Origin of the sequence: Planktothrix paucivesiculata PCC 9631 (genome assembly GCF_900009265.2) — a bacterium.
GTDB lineage: Bacteria > Cyanobacteriota > Cyanobacteriia > Cyanobacteriales > Microcoleaceae > Planktothrix > Planktothrix paucivesiculata.
Map to the genome: position 1 here is coordinate 44,220 of NZ_LR735028.1, position 18,997 is coordinate 63,216.

Here is an 18,997-nt window from a genome sequence, read left to right on the forward strand (position 1 = left end):
ACTGATAATGACTTATGTTCAGCATTCGCAGTATATGATTTTTTAATGTTCTCGTTGCAAATTGCATTGACGATGCACTAAACGAGCATTTTCTGGAATAGTCTTACCGCCTCGCCAGTAATGTTTTTCATGATCGAGAGCAGCATCATTAATTAAGGTAATGCGCTGATTACAAATTTTGCAAGTTGGGTCTTGTCGATAAATTTCTTCTTTCAACTGGCGGGAAAATACTCGTTGCGAGTCATTAGGATATGTAACCTTCATCACTTCAGCTAATCGTTGTTTCCACGTTGAAAATGAGTAATCAATTCTTTGAATATCTCCTGTTGAAGTTTTAACACAATCCACCCATTTTTCATCTGTACTAATTAAATCTAAATATTCCTCATAAATTAGATCAGAAGCACGGGTTAAAGCACCTAAATCATAATCGGCAAATGAAACAGTAAGAACTTGAAAAATAGAAGCATTAAGCTGTGTTGACCAACTTCCTCTTTCTGTTCTTAATCGAAAGGCTTGAATTCCGAAAATAGTATAAGCTGCTTTCATTGATTTTTTAAAAGTCTCTCTAAATTCGTTAAGTTTGTCTGCGCCTGGATTTCGATAAGCTTGTAGAAACTCATTTAAAAAATTCTTCATTCCTTTTCGAGCATTCCTATAATTCATTTGTAAGAAAGCCAAGTATCGTAAAACTAAACCTCGATCTTTCATGCGTTTATCCAAATTTTTTTGATTAACACAAGCTAAAAATTCATCTGATTTAGCCAGTTTTCGGATTAAGTCATTTAATTGACCTCGATAGAGACAGTTCCTAATTTCCATGTCATTCAAAACAATACCACCCGTATTCAAACGTTCAAAAATTAAAAATTTTAGGTTCTTGTCTGTATCCTTGGGCAGTTCAAAGGCTCTCATGGTAGAATCTTCTAAATTGTTTTGATCTTTTTGAGGAAGTTGATTAAACTTATGCCCATTAAATTGCCGTAAGCTTTCTAATCCTCGAAGCGCGTATTCATTATCAAAAAAATTAAAAATAGATGTTAACCTTTGTAACCCATCAATAACTTCACGGGCTCCTTCTTCATTAGATGCTAAATAAATAACTGGGACAGGTAAACCAATTAAAAATGATTCAATTAATCGAGACGCTTTTTTCAAATCCCAAACATATTCGCGTTGCCATTCAGGAGCAATAATTAAGCTTCCTCTTTTATACCATCTATGATATTCTGATAAACTGCGATCGCTTTTATCTAAAGATACACTTTGAGGTTCTACAACAATATCTCCTTCCTCATTACCCTCAAGATCAACTTCTTCAGATTGACGAGATGGTATTATAGATTCAGTACCATTAATTAATTGTTTTACTCTTTCCCATTGATCGAGGGTAACTGCATAGTTTGTTGATTGAGGTTGGCGAATTACCATCAATTCTTTTAAAATATCGTCTTCTTTAACTTGGTTTCTGAGAATCGGATTATTAACCAATTTGTTGGTAAACTGAATAATTGCAAAGGTTAGATTTTTATCTTTAATTCTTCTTTCCTGATCAATCCAGTAATCTTCATCAGGAAAATTATTAATCGCTTGAGGGAGTTCAAGGATTTTTGCAATAGCATAAATTCCTGAATCTTGGCCTGATATCCAAATTAATACACCATCACCAACAGACATTTGATTAGCAAATCGATTGACTAACCAAGGCATTTGTTCTAAATCTTGGATAGCATCAAGGATTCTGTAATACTTAGGGTTACTTTGAAATAGCCAATAAGCCATTGACTGCTCCTCTTATTTTTTATATTTTTATATTTTTATATTTTATATTAATCGGAGTCAGCCCTTTAGGGCTTAATATTATGGTGTGATAACGAGCGATCGCAGAATTGCCAAAAGCCAACAGTGATACTTGACAAAAGTAACATTATGTCATATAAGAAAGTTCAAAACCGATACGAGCCAACAATATCAATGGTTGTAAGCTTTTCTGGGCTTAACTTAGAGTGATTTTGAAGTTCCTTACCTGTAGCCATGGGATTGAAGCCCTTCAGGGCTTACTACAATTTTGAAGCCCTGAAAAGCTGACTTCGATGCTGATTCACCAAATTTGACAAATTTGTGATCCGATCCACCGGAAATTACCAAATTGTCTTAATATTGTTTTAATTAGTGACGACCTCGGAACAAATTTACAAAACAACAACTTAGGAGGCAATTTTATGGCGCTCGTACCCATGCGGCTTTTGCTAGATCATGCGGCTGAAAATGATTATGGACTTCCTGCATACAATGTGAATAACATGGAGCAGATCCAAGCCATTATGCAGGCTGCTCAAGAAACTAATAGCCCTGTGATCTTGCAAGCTTCTCGCGGCGCTCGTCAATATGCTGGTGAAAGCTTCCTGCGCCACCTGATTTTAGCGGCGGTGGAAACCTATCCCAACATCCCCATTGCCATGCACCAAGACCACGGCAACTCCCCCGCCACCTGCTATTCTGCCATGCGTCATGGCTTTACTAGCGTGATGATGGATGGTTCCCTGGAAGCCGATGGTAAAACCCCCGCCAGCTTTGAATATAACGTGGCTGTCACCTTGGAAGTGGTGAAAGTGGCTCACTCCATTGGGGTTAGCGTTGAAGGCGAACTGGGTTGTTTAGGTTCCCTGGAAACCATGCAAGGTGACAAAGAAGATGGTCACGGTGCAGAAGGGAAATTGACCATGGAACAGTTGTTAACTGACCCTGACCAAGCCGTTGAATTCGTAGAACGTACCCAAGTAGATGCTTTAGCGATCGCTATTGGAACCAGTCACGGCGCTTACAAATTCACCCGGAAACCGACCGGAGAAATTCTGGCTATTAGCCGTATTGAAGAAATTCACCGCCGTTTACCGAATACTCATTTGGTCATGCACGGTTCTTCTTCTGTTCCCGAAGATTTGTTAGAAATCATCAACAAATACGGCGGTCAGATCCCTGAAACCTACGGTGTTCCTGTGGAAGAAATCCAAAAAGGAATTAAGAGCGGTGTCCGTAAAGTTAATATTGATACTGACAACCGTTTAGCGATTACCGCAGCCTTCCGGGAAGCGGCTTTCTCAGATCCTTCTAACTTTGATCCTCGTCACTTCCTGAAACCTTCTATTAAATATATGAAGAAAGTTTGTGCGGATCGTTATAATCAATTTGGTTCTGCGGGTAATGCAGATAAGATCAAAGTTCAAACTTTAGATGAGTTTGCCGCTAAATACGCTAAAGGTCAATTGAGCGCTACTACTAAAACAACTGTTGCCGTTTAATTAGACCCTCAATTTTGGGATTAAACCGTCTCAGTTAATCGATTAAAAGCCTGGTTTCTTGAAAAAGAAGCTAGGTTTTTTGTTGTATCCTGTATGAGCAATTATCCGCTATAGAGCTACGCATTACAGTTGTAAAGACGCGCCATGGCACGTCTCTACTAAATCTGTACTCATTCCCTATTCCCTATTCCCTATTCCCTGTTCCCTGTTCCCTGTTCCCTGTTCCCTAGTCCTATAATTTCAACTATTCCGCAAAACGATATCCTTTTCCATAAACCGTATGAATTAGGGGTGTTTCTCCATTAATTTCAATTTTTCTTCTTAACAGGCGAATTTGTGCGGCTAATACATTGCTGCTGGGTTGTTCACCCTCTCCCCAGAGATGGTGATGGATTTGATCATGGGTTAATAACTGTCCGGGAGAGCGCATCAAATACCCTAAAAGTTGACTTTCCTTTTCCGATAAATCAATGATTCGTCCCCCTCGATAGGCGAGTTGATTATCGAGGTCTAATTCTAAGTCTAAGACCTGTAAACGGTTAGCATTAGTGACAGAGGATTCTATGACTTGATAACGACGGAGGAGGGCGCGAACTCTGGCTAATAATTCCCGTAATTCAAAGGGTTTCATTAAATAGTCATCTGCGCCCGCGTCTAACCCTTTAACTCGGTCATTTAGGGTATCCTTTGCGGTTAAAAATAGAATGGGGGTTTGATCTGAATGCGATCGCAATTCCTGACAAATTTCTAAACCGGATTTTTGGGGCAACATCCAATCTAAAATCAATAAATTATATTGATTTTTACGAGCTAAATCACAACCTAAATGACCATCTGTTGCAATATCAACGGTATAGCCTTCCCGGGTTAATACCCGACTCAAAGGTTCTGTTAATTCGACTTCATCATCAACTAATAAAATTCTCATTAAATGAATTAATTTACCTAAAGAGCAGCGACTATTCTGGTTTTCATTGATTGACAAAAAATGGAATTAAATTTGTTTCCCATCCCCTAATTCCTCTAACAATGGGTAATCAGGTGATGGTTGCTCCAGTGAATCTTCTCTGATGGAGTGATGATGGAGAACCAATACTAAAGACACAATGGCAAGTAATCCCAAAACTTTCCAAATTGTCGCCGAACTCAAGCTCGTTACCGGAAAGTGTAGGGTGCGCTTCCGATTCCGACGCTCGCGCCACTCTTGATACTCACGTTCGGTGGTCATAACAAAAATCCCCTTCAGTCGTGTTCAATTAACTTATTTTCCCAACGAGTAGGGACTACGACAGAAGCTACACACCAACCCACAGGACGCTCATGGGTTTGCCATCAATTAATTTCCCTAGCCAGTCAGGAGTAGAATATCTGTCTCCATTTTACACCCAAATACTATCAGATGTCTATAGATTTTAAACTCCGATCAAATATCCTGCTTCTAGGGATTAAAGCCTAAACTAAAACCGATTAAAAGTGCATAATTTCCGGTTCTAAATAAGCAGCATTAATCCATTCCTGCATGGCTGGAAGTGCCCAAACGGTTTCAACATAATCTTGTTCAATTTCTCCCAACTTCACATCATAGGTAACAAATCGAGAAATAACTGGGGCAAACATAGCATCTACAATGGTAAAACTTCCGAATAAAAATTCACCGTGAGAACCATATTTTCCCCGACATTCTCGCCAAATTGAGGTAATGCGATCAATATCGGTTTGTACGTCCGGTTTCATTCCCTCTCTGGGGTAACGAGTCCGACAATTCATCGGCATTTGTTGCCTTAAATTCATAAATCCGGCGTGCATTTCATAACTGACACAACGCGCATAGGTTCGGGCTTCTAATTCTTGAGGCCATAAATCATGAATCAAATTTTCAGCAACATATTCACAAATAGCGAGGGATTCCCAAACCGTTAAATCTCCATCTAATAAGACCGGAACTTTTCCCGACGGAGAATAGCGCCTGATTTGCTTATAGGTGGTGGGATTTCCTAAATCAATTAAAATTTCCGAAAAATTAACTCCGGCTTGCTTCAGAAGTAACCAAGGACGCAACGACCAAGAAGAATAATTTTTATTCCCAATCACCAGAGTTAACTGTCCCATAATCTGGTAAATAAAAGTTAAGGTAATTATTGCAGTTTCATCAGATACCGAATTTTCGGCCAACTGTATTAATAAATCCTAAATCCCTCATTTCCCATCTTTATGATCACCGTAGCATTACCTAAAGGCGCTTTATTGATAGAAACGATTCGGCTTCTGCAAGCTGTCGGACTTGATTTTAGCGGTTTTTTAGATCCCAGCAATCGACAACTTCAAATTCATGATCCCACCCAAACGGCCAAGGCGTTATTAGTGCGGGCGCAAGATGTCCCGGTTTATGTGGAATATGGTCAGGCCCAGTTAGGCATTGTCGGTTATGATGTCCTGCGGGAGAAAAAGCCGCAAGTGGCTTCACTGGTTGATCTCAAGTTTGGCAAGTGCCGGATGTCGGTTGCGGTTAAACAATCAAGTCCTTATCAAATTCCGGTAGAATTACCGCCCCATAGTCGGGTTGCTTCTAAATTTGTCCACTGTGCCAGCGAGTATTTTGAGAGTTTGGATTTACCTGTAGAAATTATACCACTCTATGGTTCTGTGGAATTAGGGCCGATTACGGGAATGTCTGAAGCGATTGTGGATTTAGTTTCTACGGGTAAAACATTACAGCAAAATGGATTGACAGAAATTGAGGTTTTATTTGAAAGTACCGCCTACTTAATTGCCCATCCCTTAAGTTATCGTTTGAATACGGGTGGACTGAAAGATTTAATTACTCAAATTGAAGAACAATTAACAGTTAAATGTTAATTGTTGTAGGGGCAGGTTCGTCCAGATTTAGGTGATTAACAAAGATCTAAAAGAACCTGCCCGTACCAAATTAAGTTTTAACTCTTAACTCTTGGGGACGTGCCAAGAGCGCGTCTCTAAACTGAACACTAATTACTTTTAATTCTTACACTGATAACTGCTAACTGCTAACTGATTAAAATGGCTACCCTAATTTCTCCTAACAATACTCCTAACTCCCGTGAAACAGATTGGCGCTTACTACTGCGGGTTGCTGAGTATGCGAAACGCAATCAACGGTTATTAATTTTGTGCTTAATTTTATTAATTCCCCTATCGGTTTCCGGTGCAGTTCAACCGATTATAGTCGGACAAGCGATTTCTCTGATTCGTCAAGAACCGACCACCCATCCTTGGCTCAGAGAAATGTCTGTATCGGATGGATTGAATATTTTAGCAATGATTCTTCTGATCACAATTTTAGTCCGATTTTTACTGCAAGCCATTCAAGGATATTGGGTACAAAAAATTGGTCAACAAATCACGACGGATATCAGAAATGATTTATTTGATCATGTCACCTCTTTAGCGGTGAAATTTTTCGATCGCACTCCCGTAGGACGATTAATTACCCGTTTAACCAGTGATGTTGATGCCTTGGGGGATGTATTTTCTACGGGGGCAATTGGGATTATTAATGATTTATTTTCCATTTTAGTCATTGCCATTTTAATGTTTATGATGCAATGGAAATTAGCATTGATTTTAGTTTTGATGATGGTTCCGGTAACGGCTGTAATTGTTTATTTTCAACAACAATACCGAAAAGCCAATTATAAATCCAGAGACGAACTTTCTAATCTTAATTCCCAGCTTCAAGAAAATATGGTAGGAATTGGGGTAGTACAATTATTTCGCCGAGAAAGATTTAATTCTGAATTATTTCGGGCTACTAATCTGCGGTATATTAAAGCAGTAGATGAGACTATTTTTTACGATTCGGCGGTATCTGCAACTTTGGAATGGATTGCCTTAATTGCCATTGGCGTTGTTCTCTGGTTTGGCGGTCAGCAAGTTGTAGAAAATGAATTAACTTTTGGGACGTTATCGACTTTTATTTTATATGCCCAACGATTATTTGATCCACTGCGACAATTTGCGGAAAAATTCACGGCTATTCAATCAGGATTAACCGCAATTGAACGGATTAATAATATTCTCAATGAACCGATAGAAATTCAGGATCTTGATCAAATTACTGCCCATCTTTCCACCTTAGATTCTGATGATCATAACTGGGTACAAATGGGAGAAATTCGGTTTGAAAATGTTTGGTTTGCCTATAAAGATGATGACTATGTGATCAAAAACCTGAATTTAACCATTCGTCCCGGGGAAAAAGTGGCTTTAGTTGGGCCGACGGGGGCTGGAAAAAGTACAATTATTCGGCTCCTGTGTCGATTATATGAACCGACTCAAGGACGAATTTTAGTCGATGGGATTGATATTCGAGAGTTACGCCAAACTGAACTTAGACGTCATATTGGGGTGATTTTACAGGATGGTTTTTTATTCGCTGGAGATGTTAAAAGTAATATTACCCTGGGAGAATCCTATAGTTTTGAAGACATTGAACAGGCGGCGAAAAGTACGAATGTCAATCGTTTTATTGAACAGTTACCCCAAGGATATAATACCGAACTTCGAGAACGGGGAACTAATTTATCCAGTGGTCAAAAACAACTGTTAGCCTTTGCCCGAGCCGCTATTCGGAATCCTCAAATTTTAGTCTTAGATGAAGCTACGGCTAATTTAGATGTGGGAACGGAAGTTTTAATTCAAGAAGCCTTAGAACGTCTGTTAAAAGAACGTACTGCGATTATTATTGCTCACCGTCTTTCAACCATTAGAAATGTGGATCGAATTTTAGTATTAAAACGGGGTCAATTGGTTGAGTCGGGAAGTCATGATGATCTGCTGACACAAAATGGATTGTATGCCAGTTTATATAACTTGCAAATGTTAACAATAAAGGAATAGGTAATTACGAATTACGAATTGGTAATAAACTGGTACAGGACTTACGCAAGCAGGCTATATATAGCGTGTCAAAAGTAGGCGATCGCATACCAATGATAATAGCAATCGCCCTAAAAAGTCCTAATTATTTATTTTCCCCCCAATGTTGGGGGCTAGGGGGCTAGATGGCTTGAAATGTATAGTGTATTTTCCGCCTAAATCCCCCAAAATTTGGGGACTTTAAGAGGTTGTCCTGTTAAAGCGATCTCGTTTGAGTTACGAGCGCGATGGCAGTACCGCCGCCTGTCGGCATCGCCAACTCATTAGTACGCTACATATAGCATAACTGCGTAAGTCCTGCACTGCTTACTGTTCCCTGTTCCCTGTTCCCTGTTCCCTAGTGCGTAGCACTATAACTGATTTATATGCCCGTTGCTGGAGTGGTCAGGGGTTTATTCAACTCAATCGGAGGTTGATTTGATACTTCTGGGATGGGGGGCGGTTCTGGGGATGGTTGATCATAGGTTTCAACGGGGGGTTGTGCCTGTTCCACCGGAGATTCGTAGGTTTCGGCGGGGGGTTGATATTCCGGTTGCGGGGCGGGGGGATTTAACCATTGTTGCCAATCTTGGATTTGGGCTTGAGCTTGGGAATAGGCGGCACTTTGAGGGGGAATTTTCTTTAAGATCCCAATGGCGCCAGGGACATCATAGGTGGACTGATCTAAACCCAATTGCAATAGATTTTGACCCCATTGATCAATCAGTTGCTCAACCCGACTCCTTAATCTACTGGAATTGGAGACTTGATTGGCCATTCTAATCGCTGCCACATAGGAGTCCGGGGTTCCCGGTGAGGCTAGAGTTTCGGAATTACGAAGGTTTTCGGCATCTCGGAGTTGGCTTTTCCACTGGCTAATTTTAGTTTTGGCGGTGTTGTATAATACGATACCAGAGTTGATTTGTTGGGCTTGGGCGATCGCCTCGGCATAATTGCCTTCGGTTGCCAACTGTTCAGCCCGATCTAAAATAGGCTGATATTCTAATCGCTGACTGCGATCTGTCCATTGGCCAATCTGATTTTGAGCCGTTTCATAGAGGGTGCGTCCTCTACCAATTTTTTGGGCCTGGGCGATCGCTTGTTTGAGAGAATCAGCATCGCCAAAACTGGCCAACTGTTCCGCCGTATCTAATAACGGTCTATCTTCAATTTCTTCGATCCGCCTGATCCAACTGACCATTTCAGTTTTAGCCTCGGTTCCCCGGGGGTTCGAGGCTGGGATAGTTTGAACTTGGGCAATGGCCGCCCGCAGGTCACTAACACCGCCGGGTTGGGCTAATTGTCGCGCCCGTTCTAGGGTAGCAACATCGGCAATGGAGCCTTGCCAATTGCGAATATAGGATTGAGCTTTTTGATAAAGCGGTCGATCTTGACCAATTTTTTGAGCTTGGACGATCGCATCTTTTAAACCCGCCACCGTATCTAATAAAGCTGGAACATTAGCTTTTGCTAAGACCGTAAAATCCTTAACATTTTCTTGTAAATTCGCACTGCCGGGAATTTTATTGGCGATATTAATTGCTTCTTGCCAGTTGCCATTTTTGAGGGTTTCTTCCGCCAAATTCATCATTTTATTGCCGACGGTGGTAATTTCTTTTTGTCCGGCTTCTTTTAAATAACTTTCAGTAGATAGTTGGTCAATTAACTTAGTTGCTTCTATCCAACTGTCTAAACTGTTTTCTGCAATTAAACCCCTAGCTTTGGCTAATTTTTGGCTATCTTCGCGGGTAATCGCAATCAAATCCGTCAGTTCTTGATATTTAGTTGTTCCCCAATAATTATTCCCTAAATTTAATAATAAAGTTGCTTCTTTGAACGCCAAATTTAACTTTTCTTGGCGCATTAATTCTTCGGATTTCTGATAGGTTTCTTCGGCTTTATCCCAAATAGAATTCCATTGGTCAATCCGTTTAGAAACTTCGGCGGCGGCGGGAGTATGTTCCGGGGTTTTTTCTGCCGAGGCGATGGCTTCTGAAAGTTGTCCGGCTTGAAACATTTCCTCAGCCAAATTCAGAATATCCATTGACCAGTTTTCAATTTGGCGATTAATTTCCGGGCGCAGGGGATGATCTTTCGATAAACTATTCACTAAATCAATAGCGACTAATAAGTCTTGAACAGTTTGTTTATTGGCGGCGGACTCTGCACAATATAACCGTAGGGAAGCCGAGGCTACGGGCCAGAAAATTTTAGGACAATTGGGTAAAGCCGGCAAACGGAACAACAGACTCACGGCTAAGACCCCAATTCCCCCCGGAACCAAAATCAATAGTGCTAAGACCAGGGGCAGCAGGTTAACGGGAATAGTTTTGGGAAAAACAAAGGGTTGGCGTTTTTTGGGTTGAGGAGAAGATGAGGCTTGAGGCTGTTGATAAAGCACCATCTGGCCGGCCGTTTCTGTCAATGCGGGGGAATTCGGTGTTTCATCGGCCGTTGGTTGGGGGGTATTCCCGGCTTCCAAGCTCGTGCAAAGTTCTTTCAGCCATTCCGCACGACTTTTTCTCACCAGGGAACGAATCGGAACTTGGGGCGAACTCCCTGAAGCAGTGGCATTAGAAGATGGGCTTTGACTTTGTTCTTGTTGGTTTTCGCTCATTACAATTAACTCAAACGGCTTCAAGCAAACTAGGATTCTAACCCCATTCAAAGCCCGGGAAACACTCTGGGCTTCTTGGGTGTTATAGCATTACACAGACTCAAACAGCAAGGGGATCGAGGGATTTGGGGGAATTAGGAGCCACGGCTTACCCCAGTCTCGGCCAACGGACTACAAGGGTTTAAAGATTTAGGCCTATTTGATTTCAGCTTAATCAAAACAGGACTTACGCAAAACAACCATATCTATAGCAATCCTAAATAGGTTATGGTAGGGGCAATTCATGAATTACCCCTACCACAACGATTAAATTTCAACAAATATTACAACTTAAATAGGATTGCTATAGTAGGGGCGAACGGCCGTTCGCCCCTACAGATGGTGTATAATTGGGTATTCTGCGTAAGTCCTACAAAAGTCAACTGGGGAAATTAATTCGGTTTGACCTGAACAGTTTTGAATTCTTGGAGTTGACAATCACCCAAGCGATTTACAATAGCGGAGTTGATCTCTTTTTGATTATTTTCCCAACTCATAACTCTATTTCTAAACTGAATGTTTCCCGGGTTATAAGGATGCCAAATTTTTTCTATTTTCCTTAAATCTGCACAAGGAAGTTTGGCAATATCCCTTTTTTTTAATTCAACGGGATCGGAATATTTAGGATTTTTGCCTAAAGCTAATAACATCACCCGGTAGGTTTGTCGTTCTGCTTTGGTAAATTGTTTGGCAGATAATAAATAGGCTAATCGTTCATAATCGGGTTTAACCTTAGTTTTTTCCGACACTGTAGCCGTCCTAGCTATTCCCATCACTAAAGATGTAATTGATGCGATTATACCCAATAAAACAATAACTTTTTCTCGATTACCCATGTTAAATTAAAGTTAATTCGTTGTTGAGGTTTAGCCCTAATTGCAAAAATTATAAACCCTGAATCCACTCTTGACACAAATTAAATTGAGGATAGGGTAAAAACCCTGCAATATTGAGTTAAAGTTGTTGTAATTTTTGATAACGACCTAACGCTAACAAGGGAAAATAATGTTGATAGTAATGATATTTGATATAAAAATGACCCGGGAATCCAGTTCCCGTAAATTCCGATTCATCCCAGCGACCATCAGCTAGTTGGGTTGAAATTAAATAGTTAATTCCCCTTGGAATTGCCTCCAGTTTATCAGATTCCGTTGCCATTAACCCAATTAACGCCCAAGCCGTTTGTGATGGGGTACTAACGCCCTTTCCTTTCAATTTGGGGTCATTATAACTCTGGCAAGTTTCCCCCCAACCTCCATCAATATTTTGACAACTGACTAACCAATTTGCCCCCCTTTCTATTAAGGGGTTAAGAGAAGTATAACCCCAATTTTTATAAATCGGATTAATTACTGCTAAAGCTGATAATACTCCACTGGTTCCATAAATATAATTAACTCCCCAACGCCCGAACCAACTCCCATCGGTTTCTTGTTCCTGTTTCAAATAGGAAATCGCCCGTTCAATTGAGGGTTTTAAAGATTGAATTTTCAATTGAAATTCTGAGGAATTAGGATCTAATTCTCCTAACATTTCAATCACTCTCGCTGTAACATCGGCCGTATTCGGATCAATCATGGCTTTTAAATCCCCATAGGGAACCGCATTAATCCAATCCTGATCATTATCCATGTCAAAAGCAGCCCAACCTCCGGGTTTACACTGCATTGAGAGCATCCAATCAATCCCTCTAATCATTGTTGCTATTTTCAAGGATTCATCAGCAATTTTAGCTTGATTTAATGCCATAACTACCACAGCAGAATCATCTAAATCAGGATAAAATCGATTCACAAATTCAAACGCCCACCCCCCAGGTTTTCCCCGTTTATTTTTAATTGTCCAATCTCCATAATCTAAAATTTGTTGACGAATTAACCATTCTGAACTTTGCATAATAGCAGAATGATTAGAGGTAATTCCTGATTCAATTAAAGCTCGAATTACCCAAGCTGTATCCCAAACTGGAGATATACAGGCTTGCATCCGATAACTTTCTTCTGTTTCTATGGCAAAATTATCTATAGCTTTTAAACCCCGTTGAATAATCGGATCAAATACCGGATAATCTAAGCATTTTAAGGCTAATAAAGAATTTAACATAGCCGGAATAATTCCAGCCCAATCTCCAGTAACTTCTTGTCGTTCTAAAATCCATTTTTCTGCCGCTTGTAACCCGGCTTCTCGTAAGGGAACAAGATTAAAATTTTCGGCAAGTTTAAAAATATTATCTAACTCGATAAATATATCTGTCCAATCATTATTTTTAGACAGTTCAAAGATAGCATTTTCTCGTCCTTCTACATATAATTCATCTAAATTAATACTAGAATCGAATCGAAATACAGGTTTTTTATCAAATACAATTAATAGAGGAACCGTACTACTTCTAGCCCAACTAGACATTTCATAAATCGTAAAGGGAGAACCTTCGGGTAACAACATAATCCCAGGGGGAATTGAGGGAATCCCGCGCCAATCATAACATCCAATCAAGGCTAAATGTAGTTTTGTAAAAATCCGAGTTTTGGTAATTCCTCCCCGTTCTAAAATGAATTGTTTGGCTTTAATTAAAGCATAATCTGTTTCAGATACCCCCAATATTTTTAATGCCATATAGGCTTCAACGGTGGTACTCAGTTCCCCTCCATCCCCATAGAATAATTCCCAACCCCCATGATCTCGTTGTTGGGAACGTAGGTAGGTTTCGGCTTTAGATAAAGGGCGAGTTTTATCGGTTCCCCAAATCTTGTGTAAAAGGATAATTTCTGATATGATCGTGACATTAGATTCTAATTCAGCCCACCAATAACCTTCGGGATATTGTTGAGATAAAAGAAAGTTTTGGCTGGCTGCGATCGCATCTTTTAATTGAGTTACAGAGATTTTATTTTCCATTTTTATTGTTTTTGAGGATATCATTTTTTAAATGGGTTATAGACATTCTATCATATTTTTTATTGAATTAATCGGAAATTTATTATATAATAAATTTTAAAGCTAATTTTGTAATTTTCTGTTAACTGCCGATTTAATATTGTTATCAAGAAGGTGTTTATGCCAGAAATTAGCCGATTTTTTGGGGCTGTAATTACTATGTATTATAACGATCATCCTCCCCCTCATTTTCATGTTCGCTATGGTCAACAGAAGGCATTGATCAGCATTCAAACTGGAGAAATATTAGAAGGAAATCTTTCGCCCAGATTGCTAAAATTAATTCAAGAATGGACAGCATTATACAAAAATGAACTACTTGCTAATTGGGAATTAGCCCGACAAAATCTAATTTTGAATAAAATTGAACCCCTGGAGTAAATCATGCTTAAAGATATTGTTGAAGTTTATCCATTAATAAATTACCAGCTAAAACTTCGTTTTGAAGATGGAGTAGAAGGAGTAATTGATGTGTCTAAACTCGTTCAGTTTACAGGGGTATTTGAACCTCTAAAAAATCCTGATTACTTTAGTCAAGTCAAACTTTCTAGCGAGTGGGGAACTGTTTATTGGGATAGTGGTGCTGACTTAGATCCGGATGTATTATATTCCCATTTGTCCAGGGAACCGATACAGTTAAAAACTACGAGTATTTATTGATTGTAAAATGGGAAACTTGGTTTTAATTTTGACGCTATTGTCTCTAATAATATGGCTAATATTATTATTATTTAGAGGACGATTTTGGCAAGCAGATCAACGGATTTCTGAGGTTCAAGAACCTTTATTAAATTATCCATCCGTTGCTATAATTGTACCAGCTAGAAATGAAGCAGAGTTAATTTCTAGGAGTTTGCGGTCGCTTCTTAATCAAAATTATCCCGGTTCATTTTCTATTATTTTAGTTGATGATCATAGTCATGATAAAACCGCAAATATTGCCCAAGAAACCGCTAAATTATTAAACCAAACAGACCGATTAAATATTATTACCTCTCAACCTTTACCTGCGGGATGGACGGGGAAACTTTGGGCGATGGAACAGGGAGTTAAATATACGACTCTGTTAAATTATATCCCCCAATATATTTTATTTACCGATGCTGATATTGAACATTCTCCTAATAATTTAAAGCAATTAGTTGAAAAAGCCGAAACTGAAAACTTACAATTAGTTTCCTTAATGGTATTATTAAGGTGTCAGAGTTTTTGGGAAAAGTTATTAATTCCCGCCTTTGTGTTTTTCTTTCAAAAATTGTATCCTTTTCCTTGGGTAAATCATCCCCAAAGTCAACTGGCGGCGGCGGCGGGGGGATGTATTTTAATTCGTCAGGAAGCATTAACTAGAATTGGGGGTTTAGCAATATTAAAACAAGCTTTGATTGATGATTGTTCCTTAGCTCAAGCGGTGAAAAATACCCCGCCAAGCACCCTTAGTAATGGGGTAGAAGAAAGAGAATTTAATCAAGGGTTTTCTCTAAGAAGTTTTATCTTTCCCTTTACCTCCAAATCCTATTATCCCATTTGGTTAGGGTTAACAGAAACAACCTACAGTTTAAGACCCTATCCTAATTTATCGAGTATTTGGGATATGGTAGCTAGAACAGCATTTAGTCAACTGAATTTTTCAACTGTTTTATTAGGGTTAACCCTAGTCGGGATGGTTTTAATTTATTTGATATCACCTCTAAGTTTAATTTGGGGAATTGTTCATGGAAATGGGTTAGTTATGCTTTTAGCTTTATTAACCGGGTTATTAATGGAAATTGCCTATTATCCTACCTTAAAACTCTATCGGCTTTCTCCAATTTGGGGATTAACTTTACCCTTGATTGGATTTTTATATGCGTTAATGACTTTAGATTCAGCCTTGAGATATTGGCGAGGAAAAGGAGGAAGTTGGAAAGGTAGAACCTATTAAGAAACCCGGTTTATGGGTCAAGATTTAGCTTCAAGAGAATCTCTACTTCCTTCCTTAGATTGCATTTCTTCAATATCTAATAAATTAACAATTACTCCAGCAATAGGAACGGATAGAAATACGCCTAAAATTCCGGCTATTCTTGCCCCAATCATTAAGGAAAAAAACAAAACCACAGGGTTAATATTAACAGAACTTTGCATGATTTTAGGGCCAATAAAATTATCCTGAATTTGTTGTAAAATTATACTGGCAACCACTACTTTCAACATCACAAACCAACCACTTTGAATTAAAATAATTAAACTGATGGTTAAAATTCCCAAAGTTGCCCCAATTCCTGGGATAAAATCAAATAAGGCAATAATAATAGCTAGGGATAAAGAAAAGGGTATTCCTAAAATACTATAAACGATAAAACTAGATGTTCCCAAGAAAATTGAGAGTAAAAGTTGACCTCGAAAGAAGCCTAGAAAACTTCTTTGAACAGCTAAAGAAAATTGACTCCGATGGCTATAAGGAATTATTTTTAAGAGTAAAAACCATAGTCTTTCTCCATCAATCAACATAAAAAAGGAAATCACAAAAATAATCACAAATGAAAGGAAAGCATTCGGTAAAGAAGAAAAAGTACCTACAAGAAAACTCGCGAGTGCGACTAAAGATTTATTAAATTCAGCTTCTAGGGGAGCGAGATTAATATTAACTTTCCGATTGGTAAAAAACTCTTGTAAATCATCAAAAGGATTATCGGTTGAGGTTAAATTTTCAACCACAAGGGAGAGAAGTTGTTGGAACTGATTAAAGAACATAGTTCCTAAAGCTAATCCGATTGCCACCACTATAAATAGACTGACAAATAGGACAATTCCTAGGGCGAATCCTCGACCCAAATAGCGTTCTAAATATCGCACAGGATAGTTGAGAAGAAAGGCAAAAATAGCAGCTAATATAAAAGTAAAAAAGATACTTTCAAAATAGTTAAAAATTAAAATTAATGCCCATCCAGAGGCAAAAAATAATAAAAACCGTACTAAACCATTCGTGCTAATCTGGTTCCAAAAAGCACTATCCTGAGAATTGGGGGGTAAATTATCCATTGGAACGACTCAATTTTAGCCAACTTTAACATTTTAGCGGATCTTGTTGACTTACAATCCTACTTTTTTAATTGGTTAAATTCTAATTGAATGATCTATCTTTAATAATAGTCTGTAAATTTTGAGGAAGCAACGATGATTAGACTCAAACTATGGCAATGGATAGTATTGATCACACCGATTGCAATGATTGTGATTTTTTTGCTCACGGCGGCGGGGGTCACGATTCATGATTGGGGAATTAATTGGATTTGGGCGGTATTTACCTTGATTTTTGTGGGTTGGCGTTGGTTATTAGTTAAATGGACTCAACCGATGCTCAAAGAGATGGAAAGCATCACGGCTAAAGTTAATCAAGAACTAGAATTATCCCTAGATCAATCAAGATTAGAACCTTCTACAAATCCTAATATTACCCAAGTTGAAACATCCCTACAAAAAATTTTAAAATCAGCCCAAAATGATCCTCCAATTTGGGAAGAAAGTTCAATTTTTTGGAAACGTTGTCAAGATGTGGTGACAACCGTTGCTAATATTTATCACCCGGAAGTTAAGTATCCTCTTTTGAGTATTTATATTCCCCAAGCCTATCAGTTAATGCGGGGAACTGTGGATGATTTAGATCAATTAATGCAAAAATTATCTCCAGCATTAAATCAAGTAACTGTTGGACAAGCCTATCAAACCTATCAAGTTTATCAGAAGTTAGAACCCTCGGCGCGTAAACTTTTAAAAGTCTGGAATTGGGCGCAATGGTTGTTAAATCCAGTCTCGGCTTTGGCGCGGGTTTCGACTCAAAAAACTACAACTCAAGCCACACAACAATTATTAGTTAATTTGGGTCAATCTTTACGAGAAGTAGCACTCAGAAATTTGTGTTGTCAAGCGATCGCTCTCTACGGTGGAAATACTTTACCCGTAAGTGAATTTTCTGTTACTAATCTTTCCCTTCCTCAAGCTAAAACTCAAACTTTACGAGATATTTTAACGGCAACAGAACCAGTTGAAATCTTAGAACAAAAACCCGTTAATTTGCTTTTGGTTGGACGCACAGGGGCAGGAAAAAGTAGTTTAATTAATACATTGTTTAAAGCTAATCAAGCCGTTGTTGATGTCTTACCTAGTACCGATCAGATTCAAAATTATCAGTGGCAAACCGACACCGGAGAAAGCCTAAATTTATGGGATACTCCCGGTTATGAACAGGTGAATCGTCCTGAGTTACGAGAACAGGTTTTAGACTATGCAAGTAACGCAGATTTGTTATTATTAATTACTCCAGCCCTTGACCCGGCTTTACAAATGGATGTAGACTTTTTACAAGAGATTAAAAACCAGAAATTAGAGGTACCAATTATTATAATTGTTACCCAAGTTGATCGCTTACGTCCCATTCGCGAATGGCAACCGCCCTATGATTGGCAATGGGGAAATTGTCCCAAGGAAAAAGCCATTCGAGATGCCACACAATACCGATTAGAACAGTTAGGAGAATATGCCGATCGCGTTTTACCAATTGTTACCCAAGATAGTCAAACCCAGCGCCAATCTTGGGGAGTAGATTTGTTATCAATTGCAATTTTAGAAACGATTAATCCCGCTAAACAAATGCGTTTAGCTCGATTTTTAAGAAATCAAGAAGCTCGGATTTTAGCAACGGCTAAAATTATTGATCATTATACCTTTCAAATGGCAACCACTCAAGGATTAGCCGCTTTATTAAAAAGTCCAATTCTGAGCTTTATTTCCACCTTAGCAACGGGATCTCCTACCTTAGCATTATTACTAGCTGAAAAAATTCCCGTTGAACAATTACCCGTTGTAATTGGTAAATTGCAGATGGCCTATGACTTGTTTTTGTTGTTAAATTCAGGAGAATCTGATCCGCTCAATTTTGATTTACTATCCCTCTGGCCGTTACTATTAGAAAATCCCAATCCTCCAGAGAAAAATGCTTGGGCGTTTGGTCATGCTTTAGTGGAATATTGGACACAAAAACTAACAATAGAACAAATGCAAGAGCGATTTCAATTTTATTTACAGTCAGGAATAGCTTAATGGGATAGAAATAGTCAGGACTTACGCACCCAAGCAAAGAAACCGGGTTTTTTACGAACAGGACTTACGCAAAACAACCATATCTAGTAGGGGCGAACGGCCGTTCGCCCCTACAGATGGTGTATAATTG

15 protein-coding genes are annotated in these 18,997 nt (G+C 38.9%); 7 read left to right on the forward strand and 8 right to left on the reverse strand.

All coding sequences use genetic code 11. From position 1 onward, the window contains the following. Positions 1-42 precede the first annotated feature (42 nt). Positions 43-1,782, reverse strand: coding sequence for a GmrSD restriction endonuclease domain-containing protein (locus PL9631_RS24620; RefSeq protein WP_083624541.1), 1,740 nt, complete (start codon positions 1,780-1,782; stop codon positions 43-45). 440 nt (positions 1,783-2,222) lie between these two features. On the opposite strand from PL9631_RS24620, the gene fba reads away from it, so the two are divergent. After that, positions 2,223-3,302, forward strand: a complete 1,080-nt coding sequence (fba, locus tag PL9631_RS24625) for a class II fructose-bisphosphate aldolase (protein ID WP_083624543.1) — start codon at positions 2,223-2,225, stop codon at positions 3,300-3,302. Positions 3,303-3,546: 244 nt separating this feature from the next. Here the strand turns inward: fba and rppA are convergent, their stop codons facing one another. From rppA to PL9631_RS24640, 3 genes are all read right to left on the reverse strand, one after another. Continuing rightward, complete coding sequence (gene rppA / locus PL9631_RS24630; RefSeq protein ID WP_083624567.1) at positions 3,547-4,230, reverse strand: two-component system response regulator RppA; 684 nt, start codon at positions 4,228-4,230, stop codon at positions 3,547-3,549. Between the two features lie 66 nt (positions 4,231-4,296). After that, positions 4,297-4,530 carry a hypothetical protein gene (locus tag PL9631_RS24635; protein WP_083624544.1) on the reverse strand — a complete coding sequence of 78 codons (234 nt, stop codon included), beginning with the start codon at positions 4,528-4,530 and terminating at the stop codon, positions 4,297-4,299. Positions 4,531-4,769: 239 nt separating this feature from the next. Then, the gene (locus PL9631_RS24640; RefSeq protein ID WP_083624569.1) at positions 4,770-5,411 is read right to left on the reverse strand and encodes a glutathione S-transferase family protein; all 642 of its coding nucleotides are present in this window, start codon (positions 5,409-5,411) and stop codon (positions 4,770-4,772) included. A 102-nt stretch (positions 5,412-5,513) separates the two neighbouring features. Here PL9631_RS24640 and hisG point away from each other — a divergent pair, with 102 nt between their 5' ends. Beyond that, positions 5,514-6,158 carry an ATP phosphoribosyltransferase gene (hisG, locus tag PL9631_RS24645; protein ID WP_083624546.1) on the forward strand — a complete coding sequence of 215 codons (645 nt, stop codon included), beginning with the start codon at positions 5,514-5,516 and terminating at the stop codon, positions 6,156-6,158. A 180-nt stretch (positions 6,159-6,338) separates the two neighbouring features. Further along, positions 6,339-8,177, forward strand: coding sequence for an ABC transporter ATP-binding protein (locus tag PL9631_RS24650; RefSeq protein WP_083624548.1), 1,839 nt, complete (start codon positions 6,339-6,341; stop codon positions 8,175-8,177). A 400-nt stretch (positions 8,178-8,577) separates the two neighbouring features. Here PL9631_RS24650 and PL9631_RS24655 read toward each other — a convergent pair whose 3' ends face one another. The 3 genes from PL9631_RS24655 to shc form a co-directional block, all read right to left on the reverse strand. Beyond that, complete coding sequence (locus tag PL9631_RS24655; protein WP_083624551.1) at positions 8,578-10,812, reverse strand: hypothetical protein; 2,235 nt, start codon at positions 10,810-10,812, stop codon at positions 8,578-8,580. Positions 10,813-11,243: 431 nt separating this feature from the next. Continuing rightward, positions 11,244-11,687, reverse strand: a complete 444-nt coding sequence (locus PL9631_RS24660; RefSeq protein ID WP_083624552.1) for a GUN4 domain-containing protein — start codon at positions 11,685-11,687, stop codon at positions 11,244-11,246. Positions 11,688-11,805: 118 nt separating this feature from the next. Further along, a complete protein-coding gene (gene shc / locus PL9631_RS24665; RefSeq protein WP_231516849.1) occupies positions 11,806-13,749 on the reverse strand; it encodes a squalene--hopene cyclase in 1,944 nt (647 codons plus the stop codon). A gap of 159 nt (positions 13,750-13,908) precedes the next feature. Here shc and PL9631_RS24670 point away from each other — a divergent pair, with 159 nt between their 5' ends. Genes PL9631_RS24670 through PL9631_RS24680 form a run of 3 tightly spaced genes read left to right on the forward strand, consistent with a single transcriptional unit; the run spans position 13,909 to position 15,709 of the window. Further along, a complete protein-coding gene (locus tag PL9631_RS24670; RefSeq protein WP_083624554.1) occupies positions 13,909-14,169 on the forward strand; it encodes a DUF4160 domain-containing protein in 261 nt (86 codons plus the stop codon). A 3-nt stretch (positions 14,170-14,172) separates the two neighbouring features. Continuing rightward, on the forward strand, positions 14,173-14,448 hold the full coding sequence (locus tag PL9631_RS24675) for a DUF2442 domain-containing protein (protein ID WP_083624555.1): 276 nt from the start codon (positions 14,173-14,175) through the stop codon (positions 14,446-14,448). 7 nt (positions 14,449-14,455) lie between these two features. After that, positions 14,456-15,709 (forward strand): glycosyltransferase, encoded by a 1,254-nt coding sequence (locus PL9631_RS24680; RefSeq protein ID WP_083624557.1) that lies wholly within the window; start codon positions 14,456-14,458, stop codon positions 15,707-15,709. A gap of 17 nt (positions 15,710-15,726) precedes the next feature. On the opposite strand, the gene PL9631_RS24685 is transcribed toward PL9631_RS24680, so the two are convergent. Continuing rightward, a complete protein-coding gene (locus PL9631_RS24685) occupies positions 15,727-16,809 on the reverse strand; it encodes an AI-2E family transporter (RefSeq protein ID WP_083624559.1) in 1,083 nt (360 codons plus the stop codon). Between the two features lie 135 nt (positions 16,810-16,944). On the opposite strand from PL9631_RS24685, the gene PL9631_RS24690 reads away from it, so the two are divergent. Continuing rightward, complete coding sequence (locus PL9631_RS24690) at positions 16,945-18,867, forward strand: GTPase family protein (RefSeq protein WP_083624561.1); 1,923 nt, start codon at positions 16,945-16,947, stop codon at positions 18,865-18,867. Positions 18,868-18,997 lie beyond the last annotated feature (130 nt).